Origin of the sequence: Cupriavidus cauae, from assembly GCF_008632125.1 — a bacterium.
GTDB lineage: Bacteria > Pseudomonadota > Gammaproteobacteria > Burkholderiales > Burkholderiaceae > Cupriavidus > Cupriavidus cauae.
In genome coordinates this window covers 1-26,477 of record NZ_VWRN01000027.1, presented here as the reverse complement: position 1 = coordinate 26,477, position 26,477 = coordinate 1, and the positions used below count along the sequence as shown (strand labels likewise).

Here is a 26,477-nt window from a genome sequence, read left to right as displayed (position 1 = left end):
CTACAAGGTCGCCTGAGCGTGACTGCGGCCGCGCGACGGCGGGGCCTTCAGCGCCTTCACGCGGCCGAGCCGGTGCCCCGCGCCTCCGCCTTGGCCGGGCGGCGCGCACCGGCCGTCGCGGTGCAGCCGATCGACGCGACGATGATGCAGCCGATCGCCAGCCACTGCATGGCGCTCAGCTGCTCGTGCAGCATGACGAGCCCCGCCAGCGCCCCCATCGCCGGCTCCATGCTGAGCAGGATGCCGAAGGTCCGCCGCGGCAGCCGCTTGAGCGCGACCATCTCCAGCGAGTAGGGAATCGCGCTGGACAGCACGCCTACGGCCAGCCCGGCCAGCAGCAGCGCCGGGCTGAACAGCGCCGTGCCCGCATGGGCGAAACCGAACGGAAACACCACCAGCGATGCCATCAGCAAGCCCAGCGAGGTCGCCTGGCCGCCGTGGGCATTGCCCGCGCGTTGGCCGAAGATGATATAGAGCGCCCAGCCGACCCCGGCCGCGAGCGCATAGCCGATGCCGACCGGATCCAGATTGCCGGCATGTTCGCGCAACGGCAGCAGCAACAGCAATCCGATCACCGCAAAGGCGATCCAGAGGAAATCGATCGCACGCCGCGACGAGGCGATCGCCACGGCCAGCGGGCCCGTGAATTCGATCGCAATCGCCAACCCGAGCGGCACCGTCCGCAGCGACATGTAGAACATCAGATTGGTCGCACCCAACGCCGCGCCGTACAGCGCGATGGCACGCGCATCGGCCCCCTTCAGCGGCCACCGCCACGGCCGCCACGCAATCAGCAGGATCAGCGCGGAAAACCCGACGCGAAGCGCGGTGGTGCCCTGCGCGCCGACCGCATCGAACAGGCTCTTGGCAAACGACGTGCCGATGCACAGCGAGGCCATCGAACCCATCAGGGCAAGCACGGCGAGCACGGTGGAACGGTCTTGGGAAGCGGGAGACGACACGGTTTCTTGTTTTGTGGTCCGACGGGCGGGCCGATCGGGCTCTCGCCGCAACCATACCGGCGCGGCGGTGGATGAGGCGCAAGTGTAGTGGAAGGCGTGGGTATGGGACAGCCAGCAAAGCCGATTGGACCGAACCGGCGCTTACTGCGCCTCCGCACTCCCTGCCGGTCCTGCCTGCGTTGCCCCGTTCTGTTCGACCTGCTTCGCCTTGCGCATCCCTCGCAGATTCAGCGCGGCCAGCGCGAACTGCAGCACCACCAGCGCATAGGCGCTGGTGTGCAGGCCCCAGACAACCCACAGCACATTGCTGAGCAGGAAGACCCAGAAGCCGACCTTGCGGCGCGTGGCGATGCGCGAACCGATCAGCCAGGTGGCCGCGACGGTGATGGCCATCGCCGGCCATTGCAGCATGTCGATCCAGTCCATCGCCTCTCCCGGTTGCGTGTCGGCCCATGCAGGCCGAACGCCGCCAGCATAGGCCGGAGCGCCTACCGCGGGACACCGGCGTCGGGCCGCATCGGCTGTCAGCCGATTCCGACACCGACGCCGCGGCCGGCAGCCCTCAGCTCGCGAAGGTGACGTAGCCCTCGGGCGAGATCGGCCAGGCCGGGTTGTAGGCCACCTCCCACAGGTGTCCGTCCGGATCGGCGAAATAGCCCGAATAGCCGCCCCACGGCAAGGCGCGCGCCGCCGATACCAGTTCGGCGCCGCTGGCCACGGCCTGCGCCATCAGGCGGTCCACTTCCTCGGGCGATTCGACGTTGTGGCCCAGCGCCGAGCCGCGTGCGCCGGGGCTCGACGGCCCATGGATTTCCGCCTCGAAGGAGGTCTTGTTCCATAGCCCGACGATGAAGCCGTTGAACTGGAAGAACGCGATGTCGCCGTTGTCGAATACCGGCGACCAGCCCAGCCCACCGCAATAGAACGCCTTGGCGCGGTCAAGATCGGCGACGGGGAGGGTAACGACGGAGATGCTTTGCTTCATGATGGCCTCGCTGAAAAGGCTGCACGGCATGCCGATGGGGCAGCCGACACAGCGTCGAACGAAAAGGCTTCGCGCCGAGACCGGGGATGGACAGCAAGTCGACGTGTCGACGTGGACGCACGCGGCCCTGCCCACGGATCTGCGGGCGAAGGTCGCGGGTCGGCGGGTGCCGACAGAACCCCTGATTCGGGGCGGGCGGACTAACCGATACCGCCGCTGTCTTTTTCGACGCCGCGATTATCCCGCACGAGGTCGGCACCCGCAAATTCCGCTTGCCTTCGCATGGAATGGCGTGAATGGCGCGCGGAATGGCACGCAAACAGCCCGGCTTTACATTTGCCAACCCCCCGCCTTAAATGTTCCGCACCAGCGCCCTCCGCCGATCCCGCCTTCTACCCTCATCCTCCCAGGTCCCAGACCCGATCGATCCGGGCACGCACACCACGTGATGGCCATCACCCCGCCACCGCGCGGCCCCAGGCCGGACAGCCTGTCGAGGGCGCTGCGTCAAAAGCAAGACGAGGTGCGCCATGACCAGTGTGACCAGGGAAACCATCGACCAATGGAAGTCGGGTATGCGGGGAGCGGTGTTGCAGGCAGACGATCCCGGCTATGAGGAAGCGAGAAAGGTGTGGAATGCCACGGTGGATTGCCGGCCGGGCGCGATCGCCCGTTGCGCCGGCGCCGCCGACGTCATCAGCGCGATCCGCTTTGCCAGGCAGAACGGCATGCGCGCGGCGGTGCGAGGCGGCGGCCACAACATCGCCGGCACGGCGGTCTGCGACGAAGGACTGGTGCTCGACATGTCGACCATGCGGTCCGTGGTGGTCGATCCGCAGGCGCGGGTGGCCTGGGTCGATCCAGGCGCGACGCTCGCCGATTTCGATCATGAGGCGCAGGCCTTCGGGCTGGCGACGCCGCTGGGCATCAACTCGACCACGGGCGTCGCGGGGCTGACGCTCGGCGGCGGCTTCGGCTGGATCAGCCGCAAGTACGGCACCACGGTGGACAATCTGCTGGGCGCGCACATCGTCACGGCGGACGGCAAGTTCCGCCGTGTCGATGCCGACAACGATCCCGATCTGTTCTGGGCCATCCGCGGCGGCGGCGGCAATTTCGGCGTGGTCACGCAGTTCGAGTTCGAGATGCATCCGGTCGGCCCCGAAATCTACGGCGGCCTGGTGGTGTATCCGTTCGAACAGGCGGCGCAGGTGTTCCCGCGCTATCGCGACTTCATCGAGGCCGCGCCCGACGAACTGACGGTATGGGCGGTGTTCCGGCTGGCGCCGCCGCTGCCTTTCCTGCCGGCCGAGGTGCACGGCAAACCGGTGATGGTGCTGGCCAGCTGCTATATCGGCCAGTCGGCCGATGGGGCGGACGCGGTCGCGCCGCTGCGCGAATTCGGCCAGCCCTATGGCGAGCACCTGGGCGCGATGCCCTATACCGCGTGGCAGAAGGCCTTCGATCCGCTGCTGACGCCGGGCGCGCGCAACTACTGGAAGTCGCACAATTTCGCGCGGCTGGACGACGGCATGCTGGCGGTGCTGAACGATGGCCTGGCGACGCTGCCGTCGCCGGAATGCGAGATCTTCATCGGCGCGCTCGGTGGGCATGTTGGCCGCGTGCCGGTGGACGCCACGGCCTATGCGCATCGCGATGCCAACTTCGTGATGAACATCCACGGCCGCTGGCAGCAGCCCGCCGACGACCAGCGTTGCATCCAGTGGACGCGCGGCCTGTTCGATGCGCTGACGCCGTTCGCATTGGGCAGCGTCTACGTGAACTTCCTCACGCAGGACGAGACCACGCGGGTCGATGCGGCCTATGGCAGCAACTATGCGCGGCTGGCGCAGATCAAGCGCGAATACGATCCGGACAATCTGTTCCGCGGCAATCAGAACATCCGGCCGGCGCAATAAGGACGCCGCGCACGCCGGCGCGGATGCCGGCGTGCAGGCAGTGTCGCCATCGCGCTTCCGAGTGTCGCGCGGTGGCGCGGCCTAGGCCGTCGCTACCCGCGGCGGCCGCGGCCGCGTCACCACGGCGAACGCGATCTGCGCGAGGCCGGCGGCCAGGCCCAGCGATACGCCGACCTGCCAGGCCAGCGTGTACGAGCCGAGCGCGTCGAACAGCAGTCCGCCGCCGAAGGCGCCGACGAAGCTGCCGATCTGGTGGCTGAAGAACGCCACGCCGCCCAGCATGGCCTGCCAGCGCAGGCCGAAAGTCTCCGCGATCCAGCCCGCCACCAGCGGCGCCACGCCCAGCCACAGGAAGCCCATCACCGCGGCGAACACCAGCGTGCTCTCGGGCGTCGGTGCCGACGAGAAGTACCAGGTCAGCGCCAGCGAGCGCACCGTGTAGATGCCGCCGAGCAGCAGCAGCTTGTTGACGCGGCCGCCGGCCCAGCCGAAGAACAGGCTGCCCAGCACGTTGAAGCCGCCGATCACGCCGAGCGCCTGCGCGCTGAGCATCGCGTCCATGCCGCAGACATCGAGATAGGACGGCAGATGCGTGGTCAGGAAGACCAGCTGCATGCCGCAGACGAAATACGCCAGCGCCATCACCAGGAAGGGCGCATGGCGCAGCGCGGTGCCCAGCGCCTGGCGTGCGTTCTGCTCGATCCCGGTGGTCGACACCGGCGCGGGCAGCCGGTCCACACGGCCGGCGAACCACGCGGCCGGCAGCATCGCCAGCGCCAGCACGACGAAGGCCACCATGCCGACGCGCCAGCCGTAGCCCTGCGCGACGACCTGCCCGATCGGCGCGGCGATCAGCGCGCCCAGCGACCCGGCGGCCGACACGATGCCGAGCACCGTGCTGCGCAGCGTCGGCGAGATAGGACGGGCGGCGACCGCCATCGCGATCGCGCTGCCGGTGCAGGCCATCGAGGCGCCGATCGCGACGCCGGCGCCCAGCGTGACGCCGATCATCCCCTCCGCCCCGGCGAGCAGGGCCAGCCCCAGCACATACAGCGTGGCGCCGCTCATCATCAGCGGGCGAAAGCCGACCCGCACCGCCCACGCGCCGGCGATCGGCTGCAGCAGTCCCCAGGCGAGGTTCTGCACCGCGATCGCCACGGTGAAGTCCGATACCGAGATGCCGATGTCGCGCGTCAGCGGCGGCATGAAGATGCCCAGGCTCTGGCGCAGGCCCATGGCCAGGCTCAACATCACGGAAGCGCCGATCAGGATCGGCAGGGCGGGACGCAGTTCGCTGAGCAGCGAGGGGTTCAGGCGGGAGGAAGGCACGGCGGGGCTGTCTCGGAGAGATTTGTCGTTATGGGTATGGGGGACTGCGGTGCCCGGAAGGGCTTGCGGCGCGGCGGCGCGAGGCGGCGTGCGGGGCATGTCCAGGGACGACCGAGCGTAAGTCCGTCCGTTTGGGGGTGTCAATTTTTCTCAAAGACGGACCGCCGCGGCCGCATCGTGGAACGCGCGCGGCCGGGAGGGCGCGGCACGGAAATTGCAGCGGCCGCTCCGACATGACGACCTCGCTGCCCGATTCCATCCGGCGCCTGCTGCGCGAACGCTTCGACATCCGGCGGCTGCGCCCCGGGCAGGCCGAAGTCATCGACAGCGTGCTCCAGGGCCACGACACGCTGGCGGTGATGCCCACCGGCAGCGGCAAGTCGCTGTGCTACCAGGTGCCGGCGATGTGCCTGGACGGCCTGACGGTGGTGGTCTCGCCGCTGATCTCGCTGATGCAGGACCAGGCCGAGAAGCTGGAAGGACTCGAGCTGGATCCGGCGGTGGTCAACAGCGCGGTCGGCGATGCCGCGGCCGATGCCGCGCTGGACAGCCTGGCCCGCCGCGACGAGCGGATCGTGCTGACCACGCCGGAGCAGCTGCAGGACCCCGAAGTCATCGCGTCGATCCAGCGCAATCGCGTCGCCTTGCTGGTCGTCGACGAGGCGCACTGCATCTCGCAGTGGGGCCATGATTTCCGTCCCGCGTATCTCGGCATTCCCGATGCGGTGCGCGCGCTCGGACGCCCGCCCGTGCTGGCGCTGACCGCGACCGCTACCGACGCGCTGATCCACGATATCGCCGCGCAGCTGGACCTGCAGTCGCTGTGCGTGGTCAAGGCCGGCCTGTACCGGCCCAATCTGATCTATGCGGTCCAGCATGTCGCCGGCGACGACGAGCGGCTGGCGCAGGTGCGCAGCCTGGTCGCGCGCGAGCCAGGCGCGGGCATCGTCTACACGGCCACGGTGCGCGAGGCCGAGCGGCTGCATGCCGGGCTCAAGGAGGCCGGGCAGGACGTGGCCCTCTATCACGGCCGCTGCACCGCCGCGCAGCGCCGCGACAGCCAGGCCGCCTTCATGGCCGGCGATTGCCGCGTGATGGTCGCCACCAACGCCTTTGGCATGGGCATCGACAAGCCCGATGTCCGCTTCATCGTCCATGCCCAGCTGCCCGGCAGCCTCGATGCCTATTACCAGGAGACCGGCCGTGCCGGTCGCGATGGCGAGCCGGCACGCTGCACGCTGCTGCACGACGAGCGCGACAAGCGGGTCCAGCAGTTCTTCCTGGCCAACCGCTATCCCGGCGCCGATACGCTCGAACAGATCGTCGCGGCGATGGGCGGCCGCCGCGATGCCGCCGCGCCGCTGTCGCTCGACGCGCTGCATCAGGCGTTGCCCAACGTGGCCCGGCGCAAGCTGCAGGTCGCGCTGACGATGCTGTGCGAGGCCGATATCGCGCGCCGCCACCAGGACGGCAGCTACAGCCGGCAGCCGGACAAGAACGATGCCGAGGCGGTGCGCAGCATCGCGGCGCAGTACGCCGAACGCAGCGACAAGGACCGCGCCACGCTCGAGGCCATGCTGCACTACGCTCGCAGCGGCCGCTGCCGCTGGGCGATGCTGCTGGAGTACTACGGCGAGCACGGCGGCCCGGAACGCTGCGGCACCTGCGACAGCTGCGTGCGGGCCGCCGAGGCCGCGCGCCATCCGGTCAAGCCGCTGCCCGAAACGAAAACCGGCGCCAGCGCGCTGCGTTTCGCCGAAGGGGACAAGGTGCGCGCCCGCCGTCATGGCGTCGGCACCGTGGTGGCGACCACGCGCGAACGCGTCGATGTGCGCTTCCCGGACGGCACGATCCGCCGCTTTGTGCCGCGCTATCTGAGGCGCGAGGCGTAGGCCGCCGCTCGTACGCGTGGCGGTCGCGGTCCTGTGGCGGCGCACGGAAGGCGCCTGAGCCGTGCCGGGCGATACATGACAAAACCGTCAGCCTGGCGCCAGCGGCTTGACCGGCAGCGACGGATAGCATCGGTGCCGCCCGATGTTCTCCGATTGCCGCCATGCCTGCCGACCCCGCCTTCGCCGCATCCCGTTCGCCGTCTTCACCGGCATCGTCTTCTTCGAGGCTGCCAGCCACCGCGCCGCTGCTGTTGCCGTTGCTGCTGGCGGCATTGACCCTGGCCGCCTGCGGCAAGGAGCAGGCCCCCGCCGCCGCCCGGACCCCCGAGGTCGCCTATGTCACGCTGCGGCACCAGCCGGTGGCGCTCAGCACCGAACTGCCCGGCCGTACCGTGGCCTACCGCGTCGCCGAGGTTCGGCCGCAGGTCGACGGCATCATTCTGAAGCGGCTGTTCAAGGAGGGCAGCGAGGTCCGGCAGGGCCAGCAGCTCTACCAGATCGATCCGTCCATCTACCAGGCCGCGCACGCCAGCGCGTCGGCGACGCTGGAGTCCGCGCGGCAGACCGCGCAGCGCTACGAGCGGCTGGCGCGCGATCGGGCGGTGAGCCAGCAGGAATACGAGCAGGCGCGAGCGGCCTGGCTGACGGCGCAGGCGGCGGTGGACCGCGCGGCGATCGACCTGCGCTACACCCGGGTGCTCGCGCCGATCTCGGGGCGCATCGGCCGCTCCTTCGCCAGCGAGGGCGCGCTCGCCACCAACGGCCAGGCCAACGCGCTGGCCACCGTGCAGCAGCTCGATCCGATCTATGTCGATGTCACGCAGCCGTCGTCCGCGCTGCTCGGGCTGCGGCGCGATCTCGCGGCCGGCCGCCTCGAAGCCGCGGGGGACAACGCCGCGCGCGTGCGCTTGATCCTCGAAGACGGCAGCGAGTACGCCGAGCCAGGCCGGCTCGAGTTCACCGAGGTGGGGGTGGACACCGGCACCGGCTCGGTGACCTTGCGCGCGGTGTTTCCCAATCCCCGCCACGAACTGCTGCCCGGCATGTTCGTGCGGGCGCGGATGCAGCAGGGCGTGCGGCCCGCCGCCATGCTGGCGCCGCAGCGCGGCGTCACGCGCGACGCGAAGGGGCAGGCCACCGCGCTGCTCGTCAATCAGAACGACGAGGTCGAGCTGCGCCGGATCGAGGCCGAACGCGTGATCGGCGACAACTGGCTGGTCAGCGGCGGCCTGCAGCCGGGCGAACGGCTGATCGTGGACGGAGTGCAATTCGTGCGGCCGGGCATGAAGGTGCGGCCGCTGCCGCTGACGGCGGTGGCGCCGGCCGACACGGCCAACACGGCCAACGCAAGCAGCGCGGCCAGCGCCGTCGTCTCCCAGCGTTGAACGGAGCGCCTCGATGTCCCGATTCTTTATCGAACGCCCCATCTTCGCCTGGGTCATCGCGCTGGTGATCATGCTGGCGGGCGCGCTGTCGATCGGCGCGCTGCCGGTGAGCCAGTATCCGGCCATCGCGCCGCCGACCATCGCGATCCAGGTCAACTACCCGGGCGCGTCGGCGCAGACCGTGCAGGACACCGTGGTGCAGGTCATCGAGCAGCAGCTCAATGGGCTGGACCGCCTGCGCTATATTTCGTCCGAGAGCAACGGCGACGGCAACATGACCATCACCGTCACCTTCGAGCAGGGCACCAACCCGGACATCGCCCAGGTGCAGGTCCAGAACAAGCTGCAGCTGGCCACGCCGCTGCTGCCGCAGGAGGTGCAGCAGCAGGGCATCCGCGTGACCAAGTCGGTGCGCAATTTCCTGATGATCGTCGGCGTGGTGTCCAGCGACGGCAGCATGACGCGCGAAGACCTCGCCAACTACATCGTCTCGAACATCCAGGACCCGCTGTCGCGCACGCCGGGCGTGGGCGACTTCCAGGTGTTCGGCGCGCAGTACGCGATGCGGATCTGGCTCGATCCGGCCAGGCTCACCGCCTACCAGCTGACGCCGTCGGACGTCAGGACCGCGATCCAGGCGCAGAACGTGCAGGTCGCGTCGGGCCAGCTGGGCGGACTGCCGTCGGTCGCCGGCCAGCAGCTGAACGCGACGGTGGTCGGCAAGACGCGCCTGCAGACGCCCGAGCAGTTCCGCGAGATCCTGCTCAAGGTCAACGGCGACGGCTCGCAGGTCCGGCTCAAGGACGTGGCCGAGGTCGGCCTCGGTGGCCAGGACTACAACATCAATGCGCAGTACAACGGCCGCCCGGCCTCCGGCATCGCGATCAGGCTCGCCAGCGGCGCCAATGCGCTCGATACCGCCAAGGCGATTCGCGCGACGCTGGGCGAGCTCGAGCCGTTCTTCCCGCCCGGCATGCAGGTGGTCTATCCGTACGACACCACGCCGGTGATCTCGGCCTCGATCGAGGGCGTGGTGCGCACGCTGCTCGAAGCGGTGGTGCTGGTGTTCCTGGTGATGTATCTGTTCCTGCAAAACGTGCGCGCCACGCTGATTCCCACCATTGCGGTGCCGGTGGTGCTGCTGGGCACCTTCGGCGTGCTGGCGGCGTTCGGCTATTCGATCAATACGCTGACGATGTTCGGCATGGTGCTGGCGATCGGGCTGCTGGTCGACGACGCCATCGTGGTGGTCGAGAACGTCGAGCGGCTGATGGCCGAGGAAGGGCTGTCGCCGAAGGAAGCCGCGCGCCGTTCGATGGGGCAGATCCAGGGCGCGCTGATTGGCATCGCGCTGGTGCTGTCCGCGGTGTTCCTGCCGATGGCGTTCTTCGGCGGCTCCACCGGTGTCATCTATCGGCAGTTCTCGATCACCATCGTGTCGGCGATGGTGCTGTCGGTGCTGGTCGCGCTGGTGCTGACGCCGGCGCTGTGCGCGACGATGCTGCGTCCGCTGCCGCAGCATGGGCAAGGGCAAGAGCAAGGGCAAGGGCATGGGCATGGGCACGGCGCGCCGAAACGCGGCCCGCTCGGCTGGTTCAATCGCGCCTTCGACGCGGCCACGCGCGGCTACGAGCGCGGCGTGGTGGCGGTGCTCAAACGCCGCGGCCGCTATTTCGCCGTCTACCTGCTGATCCTAGCGCTGGCGGCGTGGATGTTCACGCGGATCCCGACCTCGTTCCTGCCCGACGAGGACCAGGGCGTGCTGTTCGCGCAGGTGCAGACGCCGCCCGGCGCGTCGGCGCAGCGCACGCAGCAGGTACTGGACCGGCTGCGCGAGTATCTGCTGCAGGAAGAGGGCGGCGTGGTGCAGTCGCTGTTCACCGTCAACGGCTTCAACTTCGCCGGCCGCGGCCAGAGCTCGGGCTTTGCGTTCGTGCTGCTCAAGCCGTGGCACGAACGCATCGGCGAGGCGACCAGCGTGTTCGACCTGGCGCGGCGCGCGCAGGCGCGGTTCAGCGGCATGCGCGATGCGATGGCCTTCGCCTTCGTGCCGCCGGCGGTGATGGAGCTGGGCAATGCGACCGGCTTCGACGTCTATCTGCAGGACCGGGCCGGCGTCGGCAGGGAGGTATTGATGCAGGCGCGCGACCGCTTCCTGCAGCTGGCCGCCCAACGCCCGGAATTGCAGCGGGTGCGGATGAACGGCCTGAACGACGAGCCGCAATACCGGCTGCAGATCGACGACGAGAAGGCCCGCGCGCTCGGCGTGTCGCTGGCCGAGATCAATGGCACGGTGTCGATCGCCTGGGGCTCGAGCTATGTCAACGACTTCATCGACCAGGGCCGCGTCAAGCGGGTCTATCTGCAGGGCAGGCCCGACGCGCGGATGAATCCCGACGATCTGGCCAAATGGTTCGTGCGCAACGACCGCGGCGCCATGGTGCCGTTCACCGCGTTTGCCAGCGGGAGCTGGGGCTACGGCTCGCCCAAGCTGCAGCGCTACAACGGCGTGGCGGCGATCCAGATCCTGGGCGAGCCGGCGCCGGGCCACAGCTCCGGCGAAGCGATGGCCGCGGTGGAGGCGATCATGGCGCAGATGCCGGCCGGCGTGGGCTACTCCTGGAGCGGACTGTCGTACGAGGAGCGGCTCTCGGGCGCGCAGGCTCCGGCGCTGTACGCGCTGTCGCTGCTGGTTGTGTTCCTGTGCCTGGCCGCGCTGTACGAGAGCTGGACGATTCCGTTCTCGGTGATGTTGGTGGTGCCGCTCGGCATCGTCGGCGCGCTGGCGGCGACGCTGCTGCGCGGCCTGCCCAACGATGTGTTCTTCCAGGTCGGCCTGCTGACGACGATGGGGCTGTCGGCCAAGAACGCCATCCTGATCGTCGAGTTCGCCAAGGCGCTGCACGACCAGGGCAAGGGCATCGTCGAGGCCGCGATCGAGGCGAGCCGGATGCGGCTGCGGCCCATCGTGATGACGTCGCTGGCCTTCGTGCTCGGCGTGGTGCCGCTGGCCACGTCGGTCGGTGCCGGCTCGGGCAGCCAGCATGCGATCGGTACCGGCGTGATCGGCGGCATGATCACGGCGACGGTGCTGGCGATCTTCTGGGTGCCGCTGTTCTATGTCGCGGTGCATCGCTGGTTCGGCGGAAAGTACCGTCCGCAGGCCGGCGAAGCCTCGACAAGGACCGCGTGAAGAACCTTACCGCCCGGGTATTTGTTACTCACGGGGCCGATGCGCGGGCGGGAGCCGATGCGGCCCGCACAGGCCTTCCTCCCGCCGCAAGCCCGTCCTGACGCGGTTGCGGCCCCCGCTGCGCATGCGCCGCCGCCAATGGCAGGCTTCTTGCAGCTTCCGCTGCAGGCATCGTGACGAATGGAGGACACCATGGCACAGCAACCGCAAGGCGGAAAGGGCGGCAGCGGCGGGGGCCAGCAGAACCCCGGGCAGAATCCCGCCACCGATCCGGCGCAGCGTCCCGATCCCGAGGCCGCCAATACCGATGAGACCGTGCAGGCCGAGGAGCGCGCTGCGGGCAGCGCGTCGGGCGGCGCCGCGGGCGGCGTGTCCGGCAGCGGCAACACGCTGGGCGATGGCATGACCTCCGGCGGCGCGGAGAACGTCGAGGAGCGCAAGGTCCTCCAGCAAGCGGAGGACGGCCAGGACAGCCAGAACGACAACAAGGGAGACAAGGGCCAGCAGGGCCCCGTGAAGATCGCCGTCGCCGGCGACGAACATGGGGACGAGGACGCGACCAGCCAGTAGCAATGGATTGCCGCGGCGCACCGACGCAGGTCCACGGCGCGATGGGCGCCATGGGCGCTTTCGGCGCCGATGCGTCAGGCGTCAACCGCTGAGCAAGCAGAGGAGCACCCGATGAAAACCACCTGGGTCCTGGTGGCCGACGAGGCCATCGCCCGTATTCTCGAAGGGCACAAGCCCGGCCAGGAACTGGCCTGCATCGATGAACTGACCGACGCCGGCGCGCATGCCGATGCCGCCGATCTGCGCCGCGACGCCTACGGACGCCGCGCAGGCGCCGGAGCGGGTCCCGGCGCGGGGCCGGCCGTGGGCGGCGGCACGGGCCGCCAGCGTGCGCCGTCGAGCGTCACGTCGTCGGCCGGCGAGGACGAACTCCATCTCGAAGCCGAGGGCTTTGCCCGGCGCGTGGCCGAGCATCTGGCCGAGGCGCTGCAGAAGCAGCGCTACGACGAACTGCGCATCGCCGCCGCGCCGCGCTTCCTGGGGCTGCTGCGCAAGCATCTGCCCGCGCAGGTCGCCAACGTGGTGACCGAGGAAGTCGACAAGGACCTGGTGCATCTGCCCGAGCGCGAACTGACCGAACGGCTGTTCGCCGCGAAGTTCGCCGGCGATCGGGCCGGCGGCCAGGCCGCGAGCTGAGCGCGAGGCCGCCATGCCGCGCCGCGTGGTGGGCGCGGTCCGTAATCTCTACGGACTGCTGAAGGACACGGTCAGCGCCTGGATCGACGATTACGCGCCCAGCATGGGCGCCGCGATCGCCTACTACACGGTGTTCTCGGTGGCGCCGCTACTGCTGATCGTCATTTCGGTGGCGGGCGTGGTGTTCGGCGCCGACGCCGCACGCGGGGCCATCGTCGCCGAACTGCAGGGCTTTTTCGGCACCGAGGGCGCGAAGGCCATCGAGGACATGCTGGCGGCGGTCAGCGAACCGGCCACCAGCACGCTGACGGCGCTGGCCGGGCTGGTCACGCTGCTGATCGGCGCGACCACCGTGTTCGCGGAACTGCAGAGCGCGCTGGACCGCATCTGGCGCGTGCCGGAACGGCAGAAGACCTCGGGGCTGTGGGGACTGCTGCGCGCGCGCGTGCTGTCGTTCGGCATGATCCTCGGCATCGGCTTCCTGCTGATCGTGTCGCTGCTGGCCAGCGCCGCGCTGGCCGCGCTGTCGCGCGGATGGGCGCCGCTGTTCGGGGAAGAGGAGGCGGTGGCCCATGCCGTCGACTTCGTCTTCAGTCTGGCGGTGATCACCACGGGATTCGCGATGATCTACAAGATCATGCCGCGCGCCCGCGTGCGCTGGCCCGACGTCTGGCTGGGCGCGCTGGTGACCGCGCTGCTGTTTACGTTCGGCAAGTTCCTGATCGGCCTGTATATCGGCAAGACCGGCGTGGCCTCGGGCTACGGCGCCGCGGGTTCGCTGGTGGTGCTGCTGGTGTGGGTCTACTACTCCGCGCAGATCTTCCTGCTCGGTGCGGAATTCACCTGGCTGTACGCGCATCGCTACGGCTCGCTGCGCGGGCAGCAGCCGGCCGAGCGCACGGTGGCGGTGAAACCGGGCCGCTACGTCGAGCCGCAGGAGCTCAGGGGGCGGCCGGAGGAGCAGGGCAGGCATCAGGGGCCGTGAGTCTGGGGGCGGGTCGCCCCCGCGATTTGGGACAGCCGCCAGCGACCCGGCTAATTCATGTCGCCGAAGCGCGCCAGGTAGTGCCACACCTTCTTCAGGTCCTGCGAATCGTGGTCACCGCCGCGGGCGGCCTCGCCGATCGTGGCCGGCGTCAGCCAGCCACCGCGCGCCAGCGCGCAGCCCAGCTCGACGTAGCGCGCGCCGCGATAGTCGGGATGGCGGCGCAGTTCATCCACCGACAGCCGGAAGCCGGCATGCCATTCGATCGCGCAAGGCAGCGTGCGTGCCAGCGCTTCGATCTCCGTGCCGCGATAGCAGGGATCGAGCACCAGCGCCTCGACATCGCGCGCCAGCTCGACCGGTCCGTGCACCTGCGCCTCGATATAGTCGTCGAGCGGGTCGGGCTGCGGCGTGGCGGCCAACGCGATCAGCCCCATGCGCTCGGCGACGCCGAAGGCGGTGGGTTCGTAGACGCTGTCGGGATAGCAGAAGGTCGTGCGCGCCAGCACCGCGCCGGTGAGCCGCAGATGCGCCGAGCCGAAGCGCGGCGAGCCGCCGGTGGCACGGCCGCGGAAATTCAGCGCCCCGTACTTCGGACGCTCGGCCGGCGCGGCGTCATCGTAGGCGCCGCCGAACAGGCGGCTCTCCCACTGCCAGCGGTCGCCGCCCGGATGCGCGGTCAGGCCGCCATTGCTGGTGCCGGTCTCGAACTGCGAACGATAGACGTCGTCGCGTGCGAGCGCCTGCAGGAAGGGCTCGCCGCGATGCAGGCGGTCCGGATGGAAATTGAGCGTGACGCGCAGCGCGCGTTCGATCGGCTCGCCGAGGCTGCGCGCGGCGACATGGGCGAGGGCACGGGCCTGGGGGGAATCCGGGGACGGTACCCATGAATCCCCGGCATCGGTGGCATGGACGGGCATGACGGTCGCTTGGCGATTGGCTTGCGGTGCGGTCTGCGGGTCGGCTTGCGGTTCGACTTGCATTGGGCTTGCGGTTGGGCTCGCAGGTCGACTCGCGGCGCGGCTGGCCGGCGCCGCAGCCGATGCATTCTAACGTCGCCGATGCGAAGCGCGTGCCATGCCTGTCCTTCGCCCGATCAAGCCCGCATGCCGTCCAGCACCTTGTCCAGCGTCAGCGGATAGCTGCGCAGCCGGATGCCGGTCGCGTTGAACACGGCATTGGCCAGCGACGCCCCGGCCCCGCAGATGCCCAGCTCCCCGACACCCTTCGCTCCCAGCGGATTGGCCTTGTCGTCGTATTCGTCGAGGAAGACCGCCTCGATCGCCGGGATGTCCGCGTGCGCGGGCACGTGGTAGCCGGCCAGGTCGCGATTGACGAAGGCGCCGTAGCGCGGGTCCACCATGGTTTCTTCCATCAGCGCCGCGCCCACGCCCCAGATCATGCCGCCGATCATCTGCGAGCGCGCCGTCTTCGGGTTCAGGATGCGGCCGGCGGCGAACACACCGAGCATGCGCCGCAGCCGGATTTCCCCGGTGTCCATGTCGACGCCGACTTCGGCGAAATGCGCGCCGTAGGCGTGCTGCGAGTACGTCTGATATTCCGGGCCGCGCTGCACCTCGCCGGTTACGCTGAGCCCGTCGGGCATCGTGCGCGCCAGCAGGGCGCCCAATGGTTCGGATTTGCCGCCGGCGTGCAGACGGCCGTCCGCGAGCCTGGCCTGCGCCGGGTCGCTGCCGAACAGGGGCGAGGCGCGGTCGGCCGCGGCAACTTCCGCCAGCTTGCGGCACAGCGCCGCGCAGGTATTGAACACCGCCGAGCCGGTGCTGGCCGCGCCCCAGGAGCCGCCCGAGCCCGGCGTCGGCGGGAAGTCGCTGTCGCCCATCTCGACCTGCACCGCCTGCAACGGCAGGCCAAGCGATTGCGCCGCGATCTGCGTCAGGATCGTATAGGTGCCGGTGCCGATATCGGTCATCGACAGCCGCACCCGCGCGGTGGCATCGCGATACAGCGTGACCTCCGCCTTGGACGCCTGCAGGTAGTTCGGCCGGATCGCCGCCGACATGCCATAGCCGATCAGCCAGCGGCCCTCGCGCATATTGCCCGGTGTCGAGGGCCGGCGCGACCAGCCGAAGCGCTCGGCGCCCTCGCGCATGCAGGCGACCAGGCCGCGCGTGGAGAAGGGGACGTTGCGTTCGGGATCGACGCGCGGCTCGTTGCGGATACGCAGTTCGATCGGGTCCATCCGCAGCGCATGCGCCAGCTCGTCGACCGCGCACTCCAGCGCCAGCGCGCCCGGCGCCTCGCCCGGCGCGCGCATGATGTCCGAGGGCGGCAGGTCGAGCCGGACCAGCCGATGGCTGGTGCGCCGGTTCGGCGCGGCATACAGCGAGCGCGTGAAGGCCGCGGTCTGCTCGGCGAATTCGTCGTACATCGCGGTCTGCTCGATGACATCGTGCGCCAGCGCCGTCATGCGGCCGTCGCGGCCGGCGGCCAGGCGGATGCGCTGGCGCGTCTCGGTGCGGTGGTTGGTGTTGGCGAACATCTGCTGCCGCGTCAGCGTGACCTTGACCGGCCGGCCCGTCATCCGCGCGCCGATCGCCGCCAGGATCGCGTCGGCATGGGTCGGCACCTTGGAGCCGAAGCCGCCGCCGACATGCTTGCAGACCACGCGCACGTTCTCGGTCGGCAGGTTCAGCGTGCGCGACACCGCGATCCGGCAGGTATCGACCATCTGTGTCGAGGTATGGATCAACAGCCGGTCGCCCGACCACTGCGCGACGGTGCCGTGCGGCTCCATCGGATTGACGTGTTCGTACGGGGTCGTGTAGGTGGCGTCGATCCGCACCGGCGCGGCGGCAAACGCCGCGTCGAAGTCGCCGACCGCGGTGTCGTGCGGCATGCCCGCATTGATGCCGTCCGGCACATAGGCGTTGCGCAGCTCGGCGGTCATGTCGAACTTCGCGCCCCATTCCGGCGTGTACCGCACGCGTACGTGCGCCGCGGCGTCGCGCGCGGCCTCGAACGATTCGGCGATCACCAGCGCGACCGGCTGGCCGTAGTGACGTACGCGGTCGCTGTCGAGCATGGGCTTGGGCCGTTCGAAGCGCCGCGCCACCTTGGGCGGACCATAGGGCGACTGCGCCGGCGCGTTGCGATGGGTGACGATCAGGATCACGCCGGGCATCTGCGCGGCGGCCTCGGTATCGATCGCGGCGATGCGGCCGCGCGCGATCGTGTTTTCGACCAGATAGCCGTAGGCGAGCCGGCCGTTCGGCACGTGATCGCACGCATAGACCGCGCGGCCGGTGACCTTGAGGCGCCCCTCGACCCGATCGACCGGCGCGCCGATCCATTGCTGGCCGCTGCGCTGGCGCTGCTGAAGTTCATCCATGGTGGGCTCCGTCGCGTTGCGATGCCTGCGTCAGGCTGGCCTGCAGCAACTGCCTGGCCAGCGGAATCTTGAAATCGTTGCCGCCGAAGCCGCGCGCGCCGGCCAGCGCCGCGTCGGCGGCCCGGGCGAACAGCCGGGCCGACGGCGCCTTGCCGGTCAGCATCGCCTCGACCTCGGGAACGCGCCACGGCCGATAGGCGATGCCGCCGAAGGCCGCGCGCACGTTCTGCATGCGACCGCCGTCGACTTGCGCGACGAGCGCCACCGATACCAGCGCGAACGCGAACGAGGCGCGGTCGCGTACCTTGCGGTACGACTGCACGCCGGGCGGAGGCGGCGGCAGCACCACCGCGCCGATCAGCTCTCCCGGCGCCAGGTTGGTCTCCAGATGCGGCGTCTGTCCCGGCGCGCGATAGAGCTGCTGGATCGGGATCACGCGCATGCGACCATCGGGCTGCACGGTCTCGATGCGCGCGTCGAGCGCGCTCAGCGCGACCGCCATGTCCGATGGATGCACCGCGATGCAGGCCTCGCTGTGGCCGACCACCGCATGCATGCGGTTGAAGCCGCGCAGCGCCGCGCAACCCGATCCGGGCGAGCGCTTGTTGCACGGCATCGCGGTGTCGTAGAAGTAGGGGCAGCGCGTGCGCTGCAGCAGATTGCCGGCGGTGGTGGCCTTGTTGCGGATCTGCGCGGAGGCGCCGGCCAGCAGCGCGCGCGTCAGCAGCGGATAGCGTTCTCGCACCAGCGGGTGGGCCGCGAGGTCGCTGTTGCGCACGGTCGCGCCGATGCGCAGCGTGCCGTCGGCGCCGGCCTCGATGCCCTGCAGCGGCAGCGCGTTGACGTCGACCAGCCGCGTGGGCCGCTCGATCTGCAGCTTCATCAGGTCGAGCAGATTGGTGCCGCCGGCGATGAAGCGCGCGTCGGGCTGGGCCGCTGCCGCGACCGCCTCCCTGAGCGCGGTCGGGCGCTCGTAGGTGAATGGGATCATCGCTGGCTCCCGGCCGCGCTGCGGATCGCGGCGACGATATTCGGATAGGCGCTGCAGCGGCACAGGTTGCCGCTCATGCGTTCGCGCACCTCGGCCTCGCTCAGGTCCTGCAGCGATACCGTGCGGGCGCCGCTCAGGTCGGCACTGGCATGGCTGGGCACGCCGTCGGCGACCTCGCGCAGCATGCCGACCGCGGAGCAGATCTGCCCGGGCGTGCAGAAGCCGCACTGGAAGCCGTCGTGCGCGATGAAGGCGGCCTGCACCGGATGCAGCTGCCCGCCGCGCTCCAGGCCCTCGATCGTGGTGATCTCGTCCTGCTGGTGCATCACCGCCAGCGTCAGGCACGCGTTGATGCGGCGGCCGTTCAGCAGCACCGTGCATGCGCCGCATTGCCCGTGGTCGCAGCCCTTCTTGGTGCCGGTCAGATGCAGCGTCTCGCGCAGCGCGTCGAGCAGCGAGGTGCGGACATCGAGCGCGAGCTGATGGCGCTGGCCGTTGACGGTCAGCGTGACCGGTGCGTTCGGTGCGCCCGGCCTGCCGGGTTCGCCGGCTGCGGCCGGCATCGGCGCGCTGTCCGCGGCGCCCGGTGTTTGCGCGACGGCCGGCGGGACGGGCAGCACCGTGATGCCGCCGGCGGCCACCGTGGTACCGAGAAACGCGCGCCGGCTGAGCCGTGGCGTGCCTGTGTCGTCGTGGCGATTTCCCATGGGGTGCTCCCGAGTCGAGGTGGCGGGGCGCGGTGCTGCCATGGAGGGGCCGAGGCGGCAGCAGCGCGATGCGGCGCAGTTTGCGCAATCGCTGGATCGGGTGGTAGCCTCGGCGCGGTTGAAACCTCTTCAACCGGATGGCGAGGAACGAGGCGGGCATTGGCTTTGGCGGCGACGCCGTCAGCGCATCGTCACGACGCTGTCAGCGTGGTGACAGTTTCGGGTCAGCGGCTTGTCAGCGCGCTGCCGCGATACTGCAAGCCAGGGACCGCCGGGCGCGATCGACACAGGCCGCGACGCCCCCGAGCATCCCCACATTGCCCATATCGAACCGCACGAAGAGGATCGCCTGATGGACCGCTTGCGAGCGCTGACGGTATTCGTACGTGTGGCCCAGGCCCGCAGCTTCAGCCAGGGCGCGCGCGAGCTCGGCATGTCGCCGCAGGCGGCGAGCAAGCAGGTGATGCTGCTCGAACGCATGCTCGGCGTGCGGCTGCTGCACCGTACCACGCAGAAGGTCGGGCTGACTCGCGAGGGCGAGCAGCTGCTGTCGCAGTGCCAGCGCCCCGTCGAATCGCTGGAAGTGGCGCTGCGTCATATCGATGGCGACCGCGAGCAGGTGGCCGGCGTGGTGCGGGTCGCGGCGCCGTATTCGCTGGCGCACCGCTATGTCGCGCCGGCCGTCGCCGAATTCGTGCAGTCGTATCCCGACGTCGCGGTCGAGCTGCTGGTCGGCGACCAGCTGACCGACGTGATCGAGCAGGGCATCGATATCGGCCTGCGTACCGGCAGCCTGCCTGACAGCTCGCTGGTGGCGCGCCGCATCGCGCCGCTGCAGCTGATCGTCTGCGCGGCGCCGGCCTATCTGGAGCGGCACGGCGTGCCGCGCAGCATCGCCGAGCTGGAGCGGCACCGCTGCACCAGCTTCCTGCATCCGCGCACGGGCAAGGTGTTTCCGTGGGAATTCCTCGTCGACGGCGCGATCGAGACGCGCACCTTTGCGCCGTTCGTCGCGACCAACGACGTCGATGCCGAAGTCGAGACGGTCGCCAGCGGCGCGGCGATCGGACAGTTCTTCCAATACGCGGTGGCGGAGCACCTGCGGGCCGGGCGGCTGGTGCCGGTGCTGCCCCAGCATGCGACCGAGCGCTACGGGGTGTTCCTGTACATGCCGGCACGCGCGCACGTGCCGCGGCGCAACCGGCTGCTGGCGGATTTTCTGGTGCAGAGGCTGGCCGGACATGAGGACTTCCAGCGCATTGCGCTGGAGCTGCCGGCCGTGCGGCGGCGCGCCTGATCGACGCGCCGCCGCGGTTCCACTACGCGGCTCGCCTTACGACGCCGGACACGGCAGGGCTGCGGCGATCTGCGGGCGGCCCTGCGCGATGGCCGGCGAATCGTCCGCGCTCACCGTGTTGTCGGTGAACCTGCAGCCGTAGTCGGGCCGCGCCACGGTGGCGGCGTCGAGCACGTTGTCGCCCTCCGGCCTCGGCCCGCCCTGTTCCCACTGCACCATCGCATCGAACGCCGCCTTCTGCTCGGCCACCGTGAAATCGCAATGGCTGACGCCACGGATCGCGCGCTGCACGAGCCATTGCGCGGTGCCCTGCGCATCGGCCCGCCGCTTGTAGATCTGCTGCATGCTGAACGGCACGTACATGTCGCCGAGCGTATGCAGCGTGACCACCGGCACGTTGATGCGCGCATTGGTCTTCGGGATCCAGCGCAGGCCGTCGCGCCGCAGGCGGTTGGCCTCGGGATCGGCCCTGGCGCGCAGGATGGTGTCGTTCAGCGTGGTTTCTTCCGCCGACAGCGCCGGATCGCCGTCGAGCTGGTAGACGATGCTGGTGGTCGACACGCCGTTGCGGTTCAGGATGCCGTTGATGGTGCCGTCGCCGCCGAAGGTGCCCCACACCGTGTTCTGCACCGGGCCGGCGAAGCCCTGATCGAACATGGGACGGGCGCCGCCGGTGAGGTTCTGCACGATCGCCTTGACCTTGTCGCCCTGCGCGGTGGTTGCGCTCGGGAAGGTGGTGAACAGCGCGTCGCGCACCGCCGGTGCGATCTCGGCCCAGTTGTTTACCGGCCACGCCGTGGCCGGACGGCCCGCGTATTGCTGGGCGGCGAGCTGGTAGGCCGCGAAGTAGTCGAACAGTTCGGTGTCGCCGAGCACGCCGCACATCGGCACTGCGCCGTGATAGCGGACCTTGTTGTTGGCGGTATCCAGCGTCTCCTGGTCCACCGCCGCGGCGGCGATATGGCCGCCCATCGAATGGCCGATGATATAGATGCGGCTCGGCGGCGCGAGCGGCCGCCGATTCTGCGCGGCGATCTGCACGAAGGCCAGCGCCAGCGCATTGGTGTCCTCGACGCCGGCGCGCACGTCGTAGTAGTTCTTGCTGTAGCTCGACGCCGCCCACGCGTAGCCGGCCTCGATCAGATGGCGGCGGATGCTCGGCGTGGTGACGCCCAGCACCGCGCCGGTGCCGGCATAGCCGTGCGCGTACATCACGAGCTTGCCGTTCCACTGCTTGGGAACCTCGATGCGGTAGCCGGAGCCCTTCAGCGTGCCGGTCCAGCGGTCGGTCTCCGGCGCGTCGGCCAGCGCCGGGAAGGCGAGGGCGGCTTCGTTGACGGTGAAGGTGCGGCTGTCCTGGGCGCGGGTCTCTTCCGGCTGGCGCGGCGGATCGTCGTCGTCGCCGCCGCAGGCAGCGAGCGGCAATGCGGCGGCCAGCGCCAGCGCCAGGGCGGCGCGCTTGGTGAGCTGCATGGTTGTCTCCTCGTTATCTCGTTTTGGACACTGGGGAGGCCTTCGCCTTCATGCCGCACTGCCACATCGCTTCGTCACGAAAACGAACGACCGTGCACGAAGTCTAAAGACGAGGAGACGAAAAGTAAAAGAAAAGCCGCCCAGCGTTTCGTCTGGCGAAATGCCGGGCGGCTGCTGCAGGCGGCTCCTGCGGGCGGCCGCTCCAAGGACGGTGGTGGCCGCCGGTCAGCCGCGCCTGGGAATTTCCAGCCCGCGGATCACCGCCGGCCGCGCGACAAAGGCATCGAGCACGCGTTGCACCTGCGGGAAATCGTCGAAGCCGACCAGCTCCCGGGCCTCGTAGAAGCCGATCAGGTTGCGGATCCACGGGAAGGTGGCGACATCGGCGATGGTGTACTGCTCGCCCATGATCCAGTCACGCCCGGCCAGGTGTTTCTCGAGTACGCCCAGCAGGCGCCGCGATTCGGCGACGTAGCGGTCGCGTGGGCGCTTGTCCTCGTACTCCCTGCCGGCGAACTTGTGGAAGAAGCCGACCTGTCCAAACATCGGGCCGACGCCGCCCATCTGGAACATCACCCACTGGATGGTCTGATAGCGCGCGGCCGGATCGGCGGGGAGCAGCTTGCCGGTCTTCTCGGCCAGGTAAAGCAGGATCGCGCCGGACTCGAACAGCGCCAGCGGCTTGCCGCCCGGGCCGTTGGGATCGAGGATCGCGGGGATCTTGTTGTTCGGATTCAGCGACAGGAATTCGGGCGAGAGCTGATCGTCGGCGTCGAACCGCACCAGGTGCGGCTCATAGGGGAGCCCGATTTCCTCCAGCATGATCGACGCCTTGACGCCGTTGGGCGTCGTCAGCGAATACAGCTGCAGCCGGTCGGGATGCTGGGCGGGCCATTTGCGGGTGATCGGGTACGCGGAAAGATCGGGCATGGTTCCTTGGTCTTGGTCCTGGCTTGACGGGACGGTTGCCGCCGCGGATGGCGATGGCGCCGGGCGGTGCCACCGGAGGGCACCGGGAGGCGCCGGCGAAGGCGCCGAGGTTGGCATCGACGGTGGCGCCGTGCATCGCGACCGCCGCGGCGGGCAGAGGCGATCATAAGCCCTTTGCCGGCAACGCGTAGGGACGGTCCCGCGCCGGGCTTCGGCGGCGGCCACCGCCCGTTTTGGTACGATGCACGCTTCCCGAATTCGCAGTACTCCGTGTGAAGCGTCTTTTCCTACTCAGCGCCGGCCACGCCGGCGAGCGCGCGCCATGATGCGCGACCGTCTGCGCAGCACCTTTGCCGACTGGCGGGCGCGGCTGCGCCGGCCGACCGGCCGCCAGATCGCCTGGGGCGTGGCCGCGGTGCCCGTCCTCTTTCTCGCCTATACGCTGGTGCTGGTGCCGTTCACGCCCGGCATCAGCGATATCCGCAAGGCCAAGTCCGAGCGGCCGGCGCAGGTGCTGTCGGCCGACGGCAAGGTGCTGGCCGAGTTCAAGCGCGCCAACCGCGACTGGGTGCCACTGGACAAGATTTCGCCCAACGTGGTCGCGGCCTTGATCTCCACCGAGGACCACCGCTTCTACGAGCATTTCGGCCTGGACTGGCGGCGCACCGCGGCGGCAGCCTGGTACACGCTGTCCGGCGATCGGCAGGGCGGCTCGACGCTGACCCAGCAGCTGGCCCGCAACCTGTATCCGGAGGAGATCGGCCGCGCCGCCAGCGTGACGCGCAAGATCAAGGAAGCGATCACCGCGCTGAAGATCGAGGCGCTGTATTCGAAGGACGAGATTCTCGAGACCTATCTGAACACGGTGCCGTTCCTGTACAACGCGACCGGCATCGAGATGGCGGCGCGCACCTATTTCGACAAGCCGGCCGACCGGCTCGACGTGCTCGAGAGCGCCACGCTGGTCGGCATGCTCAAGGGCACCAGCTACTACAACCCGGTGCTCAATCCCGAGCGCGCGGTCGAGCGCCGCAATACGGTGCTGGCGCAGATGGTCAAGCGCGGCAAGCTCAAGCCCGCGCAATTCGAGGCGTTGAAGAAGCGCCCGCTGCGGATCGACTTCGAGCGGCAATCGCCAGAAGAGGGGCCGGCCCCGCATTTCGCGCAGCAGCTGCGCAAGTGGCTGATCGACTGGGCCGACCGCAACGACTACAACATCTACACCGACGGCCTGGTGGTCCATACCACCATCGACTCGCGCCTGCAGGCGATGGCCAACCAGGCGGTGGCGCGCCAGGGCGCGCGGCTGCAGGGGATCGCCAATGCGGCGTGGTCCCCGCGCGGCGGCTGGAGCGCGAATCGCGCGCTGGTCGAGGCCTTCATGCGCGAGACCGCCCAATACCGTGCCGCGCGCGAGGCGGGCCTCGCCGATGCCGACGCGCTGGCGCAAGTGCGCAAGGACGCCGACGCGATGCAGAAACTGCACGAACAGAAGACGCGCATCCAGGCGGGCTTTCTGGCGATCGATCCGCGCAACGGCGAGATCCGCGCGTGGGTCGGCAGCCGCGACTTCGCCGACGATGCCTTCGATCACGTGCAGCAGGCGCGCCGCCAGCCCGGCTCGACCTTCAAGCCCTTTGTCTACGGCGCGGCCTTTGCGCAGGGCATCGGCCCGGACACGACGCTGCGCGACGAGGCCGTCGAGATCCGGCTGGCCGGGGGCGAGATCTGGCGCCCGACCGACGGCGGCCCGCCGAGCGGACGCGAACTGACGCTGCGCGACGGCCTCGTCTATTCGAAGAACACCATCACCGCGCAGCTGATGCAGCAGGTCGGCCCGGTGCGCGTGGCCAACCTGGCGCGGGCGATGGGCGTGCGGCAGAGCCGGCTCGACACGGTGCCGTCGCTGGCGCTGGGCACCAGTCCCGTGACGCTGAAGGAAATGGTCGCGGCCTACGGCACCATCGCCAACGGCGGCGCCTATCAGGAACCGACCATGGTGACCCGCATCGAGGACCGCGACGGCCATGTGCTCGAGTCCTTCCGCCCGGCATCGCCGGAGCGCGTGTTGCCGCCCGCGGTCGCCTACACGCTGCTCGACGTGATGCGCGATGTGGTTGCCCGCGGCACGGGCGCCAGCATTCGCACCCGCTACGGCATCCATGCCGACGTCGCCGGCAAGACCGGCACCACGCAGGACAACGCCGACGGCTGGTTCATCCTGATGCATCCACAGCTCGTGGCCGGCGCCTGGGTCGGCTTCAACGACGCGCGCGTGACGCTGCGCAGCGACTACTGGGGCCAGGGCGCACACAGCGCGCTGCCGATCGTCGGCGACGTGTTCCGCCGCGCCTTGCAGACGCGCGCCATCGATCAGCGCGTGCGCTTCGAGAACCAGCAGCAGCCGGGCATGCTCGATCCGTGGCTGAAGTCGGTGGAAGGCTGGTGGGCGCGCACCTTCGGTCCGGCGTCGGAGCCGGAGGCGGCGGCCGAGGTCCACGTCACGCCGGCGCCGGCCGCGCGGCAGGAGACGCCGGTGGACAGCGGCATGGCCTCCGAGCCTGAGGTGCTGGACGAGGCCGAGCCGCTGCCGTTGCCGACCGATCCGCAGGCATCGGCGCCGTTCGGGGAGCCGGTTGCCGGGGCCGGCCAGCCGGCATCGGCCGGGGCGGCGCCTGGGGCGATCAATGGAACCGGTACGCCTGGCGCCGCCGGCACGAATGCGGGGCCGAATCCGGGGGGCTATCCGGGAAGCTATCCGGGAAGCTATCCGGCACCGGGCGTCGGCACTGGCAACGCCCCGCCTCCCGCGGTTTCGCCGCCGGCGGGGCAGGGCAGCGGGGCCGCGCAAGGGGCCGCGAACGGATCGGCCGGTGCACGGCCATCGGCAACACCACCGACGCCGGCGGCGCCCGCGCCGTCGCCTGCACCGTCTGCCGCGCCGCTGCCGCAGGCGGCACCGCCCGCCGTGCCGTCGGCACCGCCATCCGCACCGGCCCCGCCACCGGCCCCAACCCCAACGCCGGCACCGCTACCGCCGCCCACCAACGGCGCGGCGAGCCCCAATGCCCCCGGCTGATCGCAGTAGTCGCCGCAGTGCCCCATGCGCTATGCTTGCGCGATTTGGTGAGGATAGGCGCGCACAATGGGCATCCTGAGCTTGAGCAATCTGGTGGCGGAGTTCCTGCTCGCGTTCTCCGCGCTGCTCAGTATCATCAACCCGTTCGGCATGGCATTCGTGCTGTTCGACCGGACCCGCTTCCTGACCGTCGAGGAGCGTCGCAAGCTGAGCCGCCAGGTCGCGATCAATTCGCTGATCGTGCTGCTGGTGACCTTCTTCCTCGGCACCGCCATCCTCGGCTTCTTCGGCATCTCGCTGCAGGCGCTGCGCCTGGCCGGCGGCTTCGTGGTGGCGTTCAGCGGCTGGACCATGCTGAACGCGCCGACGCAGCCCGCCGAGAAGCGCATCGAATCGGTCTCGACCGGCGATGTCACGCAGATGGCGTTTTTCCCGCTGACGATTCCGCTGACCACCGGCCCCGGCTCGATCGCCACCGCGATCGCGCTGAACGCCAGCCGCAGCCGCGAATGGCGCGATGCGATCGAATCGGCGGTGGTGTCGGTGACGGTCAGTGTCGCCGTGGCGATCGTCGTCTATGTGGTCTACAGCCGCGCCGAACTGCTGGCCCGCGTGCTGGGACCGGAAGGCACCAACGTCGTCACGCGGCTGTCGGCCTTCCTGCTGCTGTGCATCGGCGTGCAGATCATGATGACGGGCATCAGCGAATACCTGACGACGCTGCCGGGCCTGGGCTGATCGCCCGCACCCCCCCGCACCCCCGCACCCCGCACCCCCGCACCCCCGCACCCC

20 protein-coding genes are annotated in these 26,477 nt (G+C 69.8%); 10 read left to right on the top strand and 10 right to left on the bottom strand.

The annotated features are described in order from the left end of the window. Positions 1–56 precede the first annotated feature (56 nt). The 3 genes from F1599_RS09075 to F1599_RS09065 form a co-directional block, all read right to left on the bottom strand. Complete coding sequence (locus F1599_RS09075; protein ID WP_150082910.1) at positions 57–908, bottom strand: EamA family transporter; 852 nt, start codon at positions 906–908, stop codon at positions 57–59. Positions 909–1,103: 195 nt separating this feature from the next. Then, on the bottom strand, positions 1,104–1,388 hold the full coding sequence (locus F1599_RS09070) for a hypothetical protein (protein ID WP_149316322.1): 285 nt from the start codon (positions 1,386–1,388) through the stop codon (positions 1,104–1,106). 136 nt (positions 1,389–1,524) lie between these two features. Then, positions 1,525–1,947 carry a VOC family protein gene (locus F1599_RS09065; RefSeq protein ID WP_223819542.1) on the bottom strand — a complete coding sequence of 141 codons (423 nt, stop codon included), beginning with the start codon at positions 1,945–1,947 and terminating at the stop codon, positions 1,525–1,527. Between the two features lie 530 nt (positions 1,948–2,477). On the opposite strand from F1599_RS09065, the gene F1599_RS09060 reads away from it, so the two are divergent. Continuing rightward, positions 2,478–3,866: an FAD-binding oxidoreductase gene (locus tag F1599_RS09060; protein ID WP_149316320.1), complete on the top strand. Its 1,389-nt coding sequence runs from the start codon at positions 2,478–2,480 to the stop codon at positions 3,864–3,866. An 81-nt stretch (positions 3,867–3,947) separates the two neighbouring features. On the opposite strand, the gene F1599_RS09055 is transcribed toward F1599_RS09060, so the two are convergent. Next, positions 3,948–5,117 (bottom strand): MFS transporter, encoded by a 1,170-nt coding sequence (locus F1599_RS09055; RefSeq protein ID WP_223819550.1) that lies wholly within the window; start codon positions 5,115–5,117, stop codon positions 3,948–3,950. A gap of 311 nt (positions 5,118–5,428) precedes the next feature. On the opposite strand from F1599_RS09055, the gene F1599_RS09050 reads away from it, so the two are divergent. From F1599_RS09050 to F1599_RS09025, 6 genes are all read left to right on the top strand, one after another. Beyond that, positions 5,429–7,087, top strand: a complete 1,659-nt coding sequence (locus tag F1599_RS09050; RefSeq protein ID WP_150082823.1) for a RecQ family ATP-dependent DNA helicase — start codon at positions 5,429–5,431, stop codon at positions 7,085–7,087. A 161-nt stretch (positions 7,088–7,248) separates the two neighbouring features. Further along, positions 7,249–8,472: an efflux RND transporter periplasmic adaptor subunit gene (locus tag F1599_RS09045; protein ID WP_150082822.1), complete on the top strand. Its 1,224-nt coding sequence runs from the start codon at positions 7,249–7,251 to the stop codon at positions 8,470–8,472. Between the two features lie 13 nt (positions 8,473–8,485). After that, positions 8,486–11,665, top strand: coding sequence for an efflux RND transporter permease subunit (locus F1599_RS09040; RefSeq protein ID WP_150082821.1), 3,180 nt, complete (start codon positions 8,486–8,488; stop codon positions 11,663–11,665). A gap of 192 nt (positions 11,666–11,857) precedes the next feature. Further along, positions 11,858–12,235: a hypothetical protein gene (locus F1599_RS09035; RefSeq protein WP_150082820.1), complete on the top strand. Its 378-nt coding sequence runs from the start codon at positions 11,858–11,860 to the stop codon at positions 12,233–12,235. Between the two features lie 111 nt (positions 12,236–12,346). Continuing rightward, positions 12,347–12,871, top strand: coding sequence for a host attachment protein (locus tag F1599_RS09030; protein WP_149316315.1), 525 nt, complete (start codon positions 12,347–12,349; stop codon positions 12,869–12,871). A 13-nt stretch (positions 12,872–12,884) separates the two neighbouring features. Next, the gene (locus F1599_RS09025) at positions 12,885–13,856 is read left to right on the top strand and encodes a YihY/virulence factor BrkB family protein (RefSeq protein ID WP_149316314.1); all 972 of its coding nucleotides are present in this window, start codon (positions 12,885–12,887) and stop codon (positions 13,854–13,856) included. Between the two features lie 50 nt (positions 13,857–13,906). On the opposite strand, the gene F1599_RS09020 is transcribed toward F1599_RS09025, so the two are convergent. From F1599_RS09020 to F1599_RS09005, 4 genes are all read right to left on the bottom strand, one after another. Then, positions 13,907–14,776: a DUF3626 domain-containing protein gene (locus F1599_RS09020; RefSeq protein ID WP_149316313.1), complete on the bottom strand. Its 870-nt coding sequence runs from the start codon at positions 14,774–14,776 to the stop codon at positions 13,907–13,909. Between the two features lie 176 nt (positions 14,777–14,952). Next, positions 14,953–17,208 carry a xanthine dehydrogenase family protein molybdopterin-binding subunit gene (locus tag F1599_RS09015; RefSeq protein ID WP_150082819.1) on the bottom strand — a complete coding sequence of 752 codons (2,256 nt, stop codon included), beginning with the start codon at positions 17,206–17,208 and terminating at the stop codon, positions 14,953–14,955. After that, positions 17,201–18,199 carry an FAD binding domain-containing protein gene (locus F1599_RS09010; protein ID WP_150082818.1) on the bottom strand — a complete coding sequence of 333 codons (999 nt, stop codon included), beginning with the start codon at positions 18,197–18,199 and terminating at the stop codon, positions 17,201–17,203. Before F1599_RS09010 ends, F1599_RS09015 begins: the two co-directional genes overlap by 8 nt. Then, entirely contained in the window at positions 18,196–18,906 is a 711-nt protein-coding gene (locus F1599_RS09005; protein ID WP_150082817.1) for a 2Fe-2S iron-sulfur cluster-binding protein, read from the bottom strand. The genes F1599_RS09010 and F1599_RS09005 overlap by 4 nt, the downstream gene beginning before the upstream one ends. A gap of 352 nt (positions 18,907–19,258) precedes the next feature. Between F1599_RS09005 and F1599_RS09000 the strand changes: the two genes are divergently transcribed. Further along, positions 19,259–20,203: a LysR family transcriptional regulator gene (locus tag F1599_RS09000; protein ID WP_150082816.1), complete on the top strand. Its 945-nt coding sequence runs from the start codon at positions 19,259–19,261 to the stop codon at positions 20,201–20,203. A 36-nt stretch (positions 20,204–20,239) separates the two neighbouring features. Here the strand turns inward: F1599_RS09000 and F1599_RS08995 are convergent, their stop codons facing one another. After that, positions 20,240–21,676 (bottom strand): alpha/beta hydrolase family protein, encoded by a 1,437-nt coding sequence (locus F1599_RS08995; RefSeq protein WP_149316308.1) that lies wholly within the window; start codon positions 21,674–21,676, stop codon positions 20,240–20,242. Positions 21,677–21,901: 225 nt separating this feature from the next. Beyond that, positions 21,902–22,606: a glutathione binding-like protein gene (locus tag F1599_RS08990; RefSeq protein ID WP_150082815.1), complete on the bottom strand. Its 705-nt coding sequence runs from the start codon at positions 22,604–22,606 to the stop codon at positions 21,902–21,904. 322 nt (positions 22,607–22,928) lie between these two features. Between F1599_RS08990 and F1599_RS08985 the strand changes: the two genes are divergently transcribed. Then, positions 22,929–25,685 carry a penicillin-binding protein 1A gene (locus F1599_RS08985; RefSeq protein ID WP_150082814.1) on the top strand — a complete coding sequence of 919 codons (2,757 nt, stop codon included), beginning with the start codon at positions 22,929–22,931 and terminating at the stop codon, positions 25,683–25,685. Between the two features lie 66 nt (positions 25,686–25,751). Then, positions 25,752–26,423 (top strand): MarC family protein, encoded by a 672-nt coding sequence (locus F1599_RS08980; RefSeq protein WP_149316305.1) that lies wholly within the window; start codon positions 25,752–25,754, stop codon positions 26,421–26,423. Positions 26,424–26,477 lie beyond the last annotated feature (54 nt).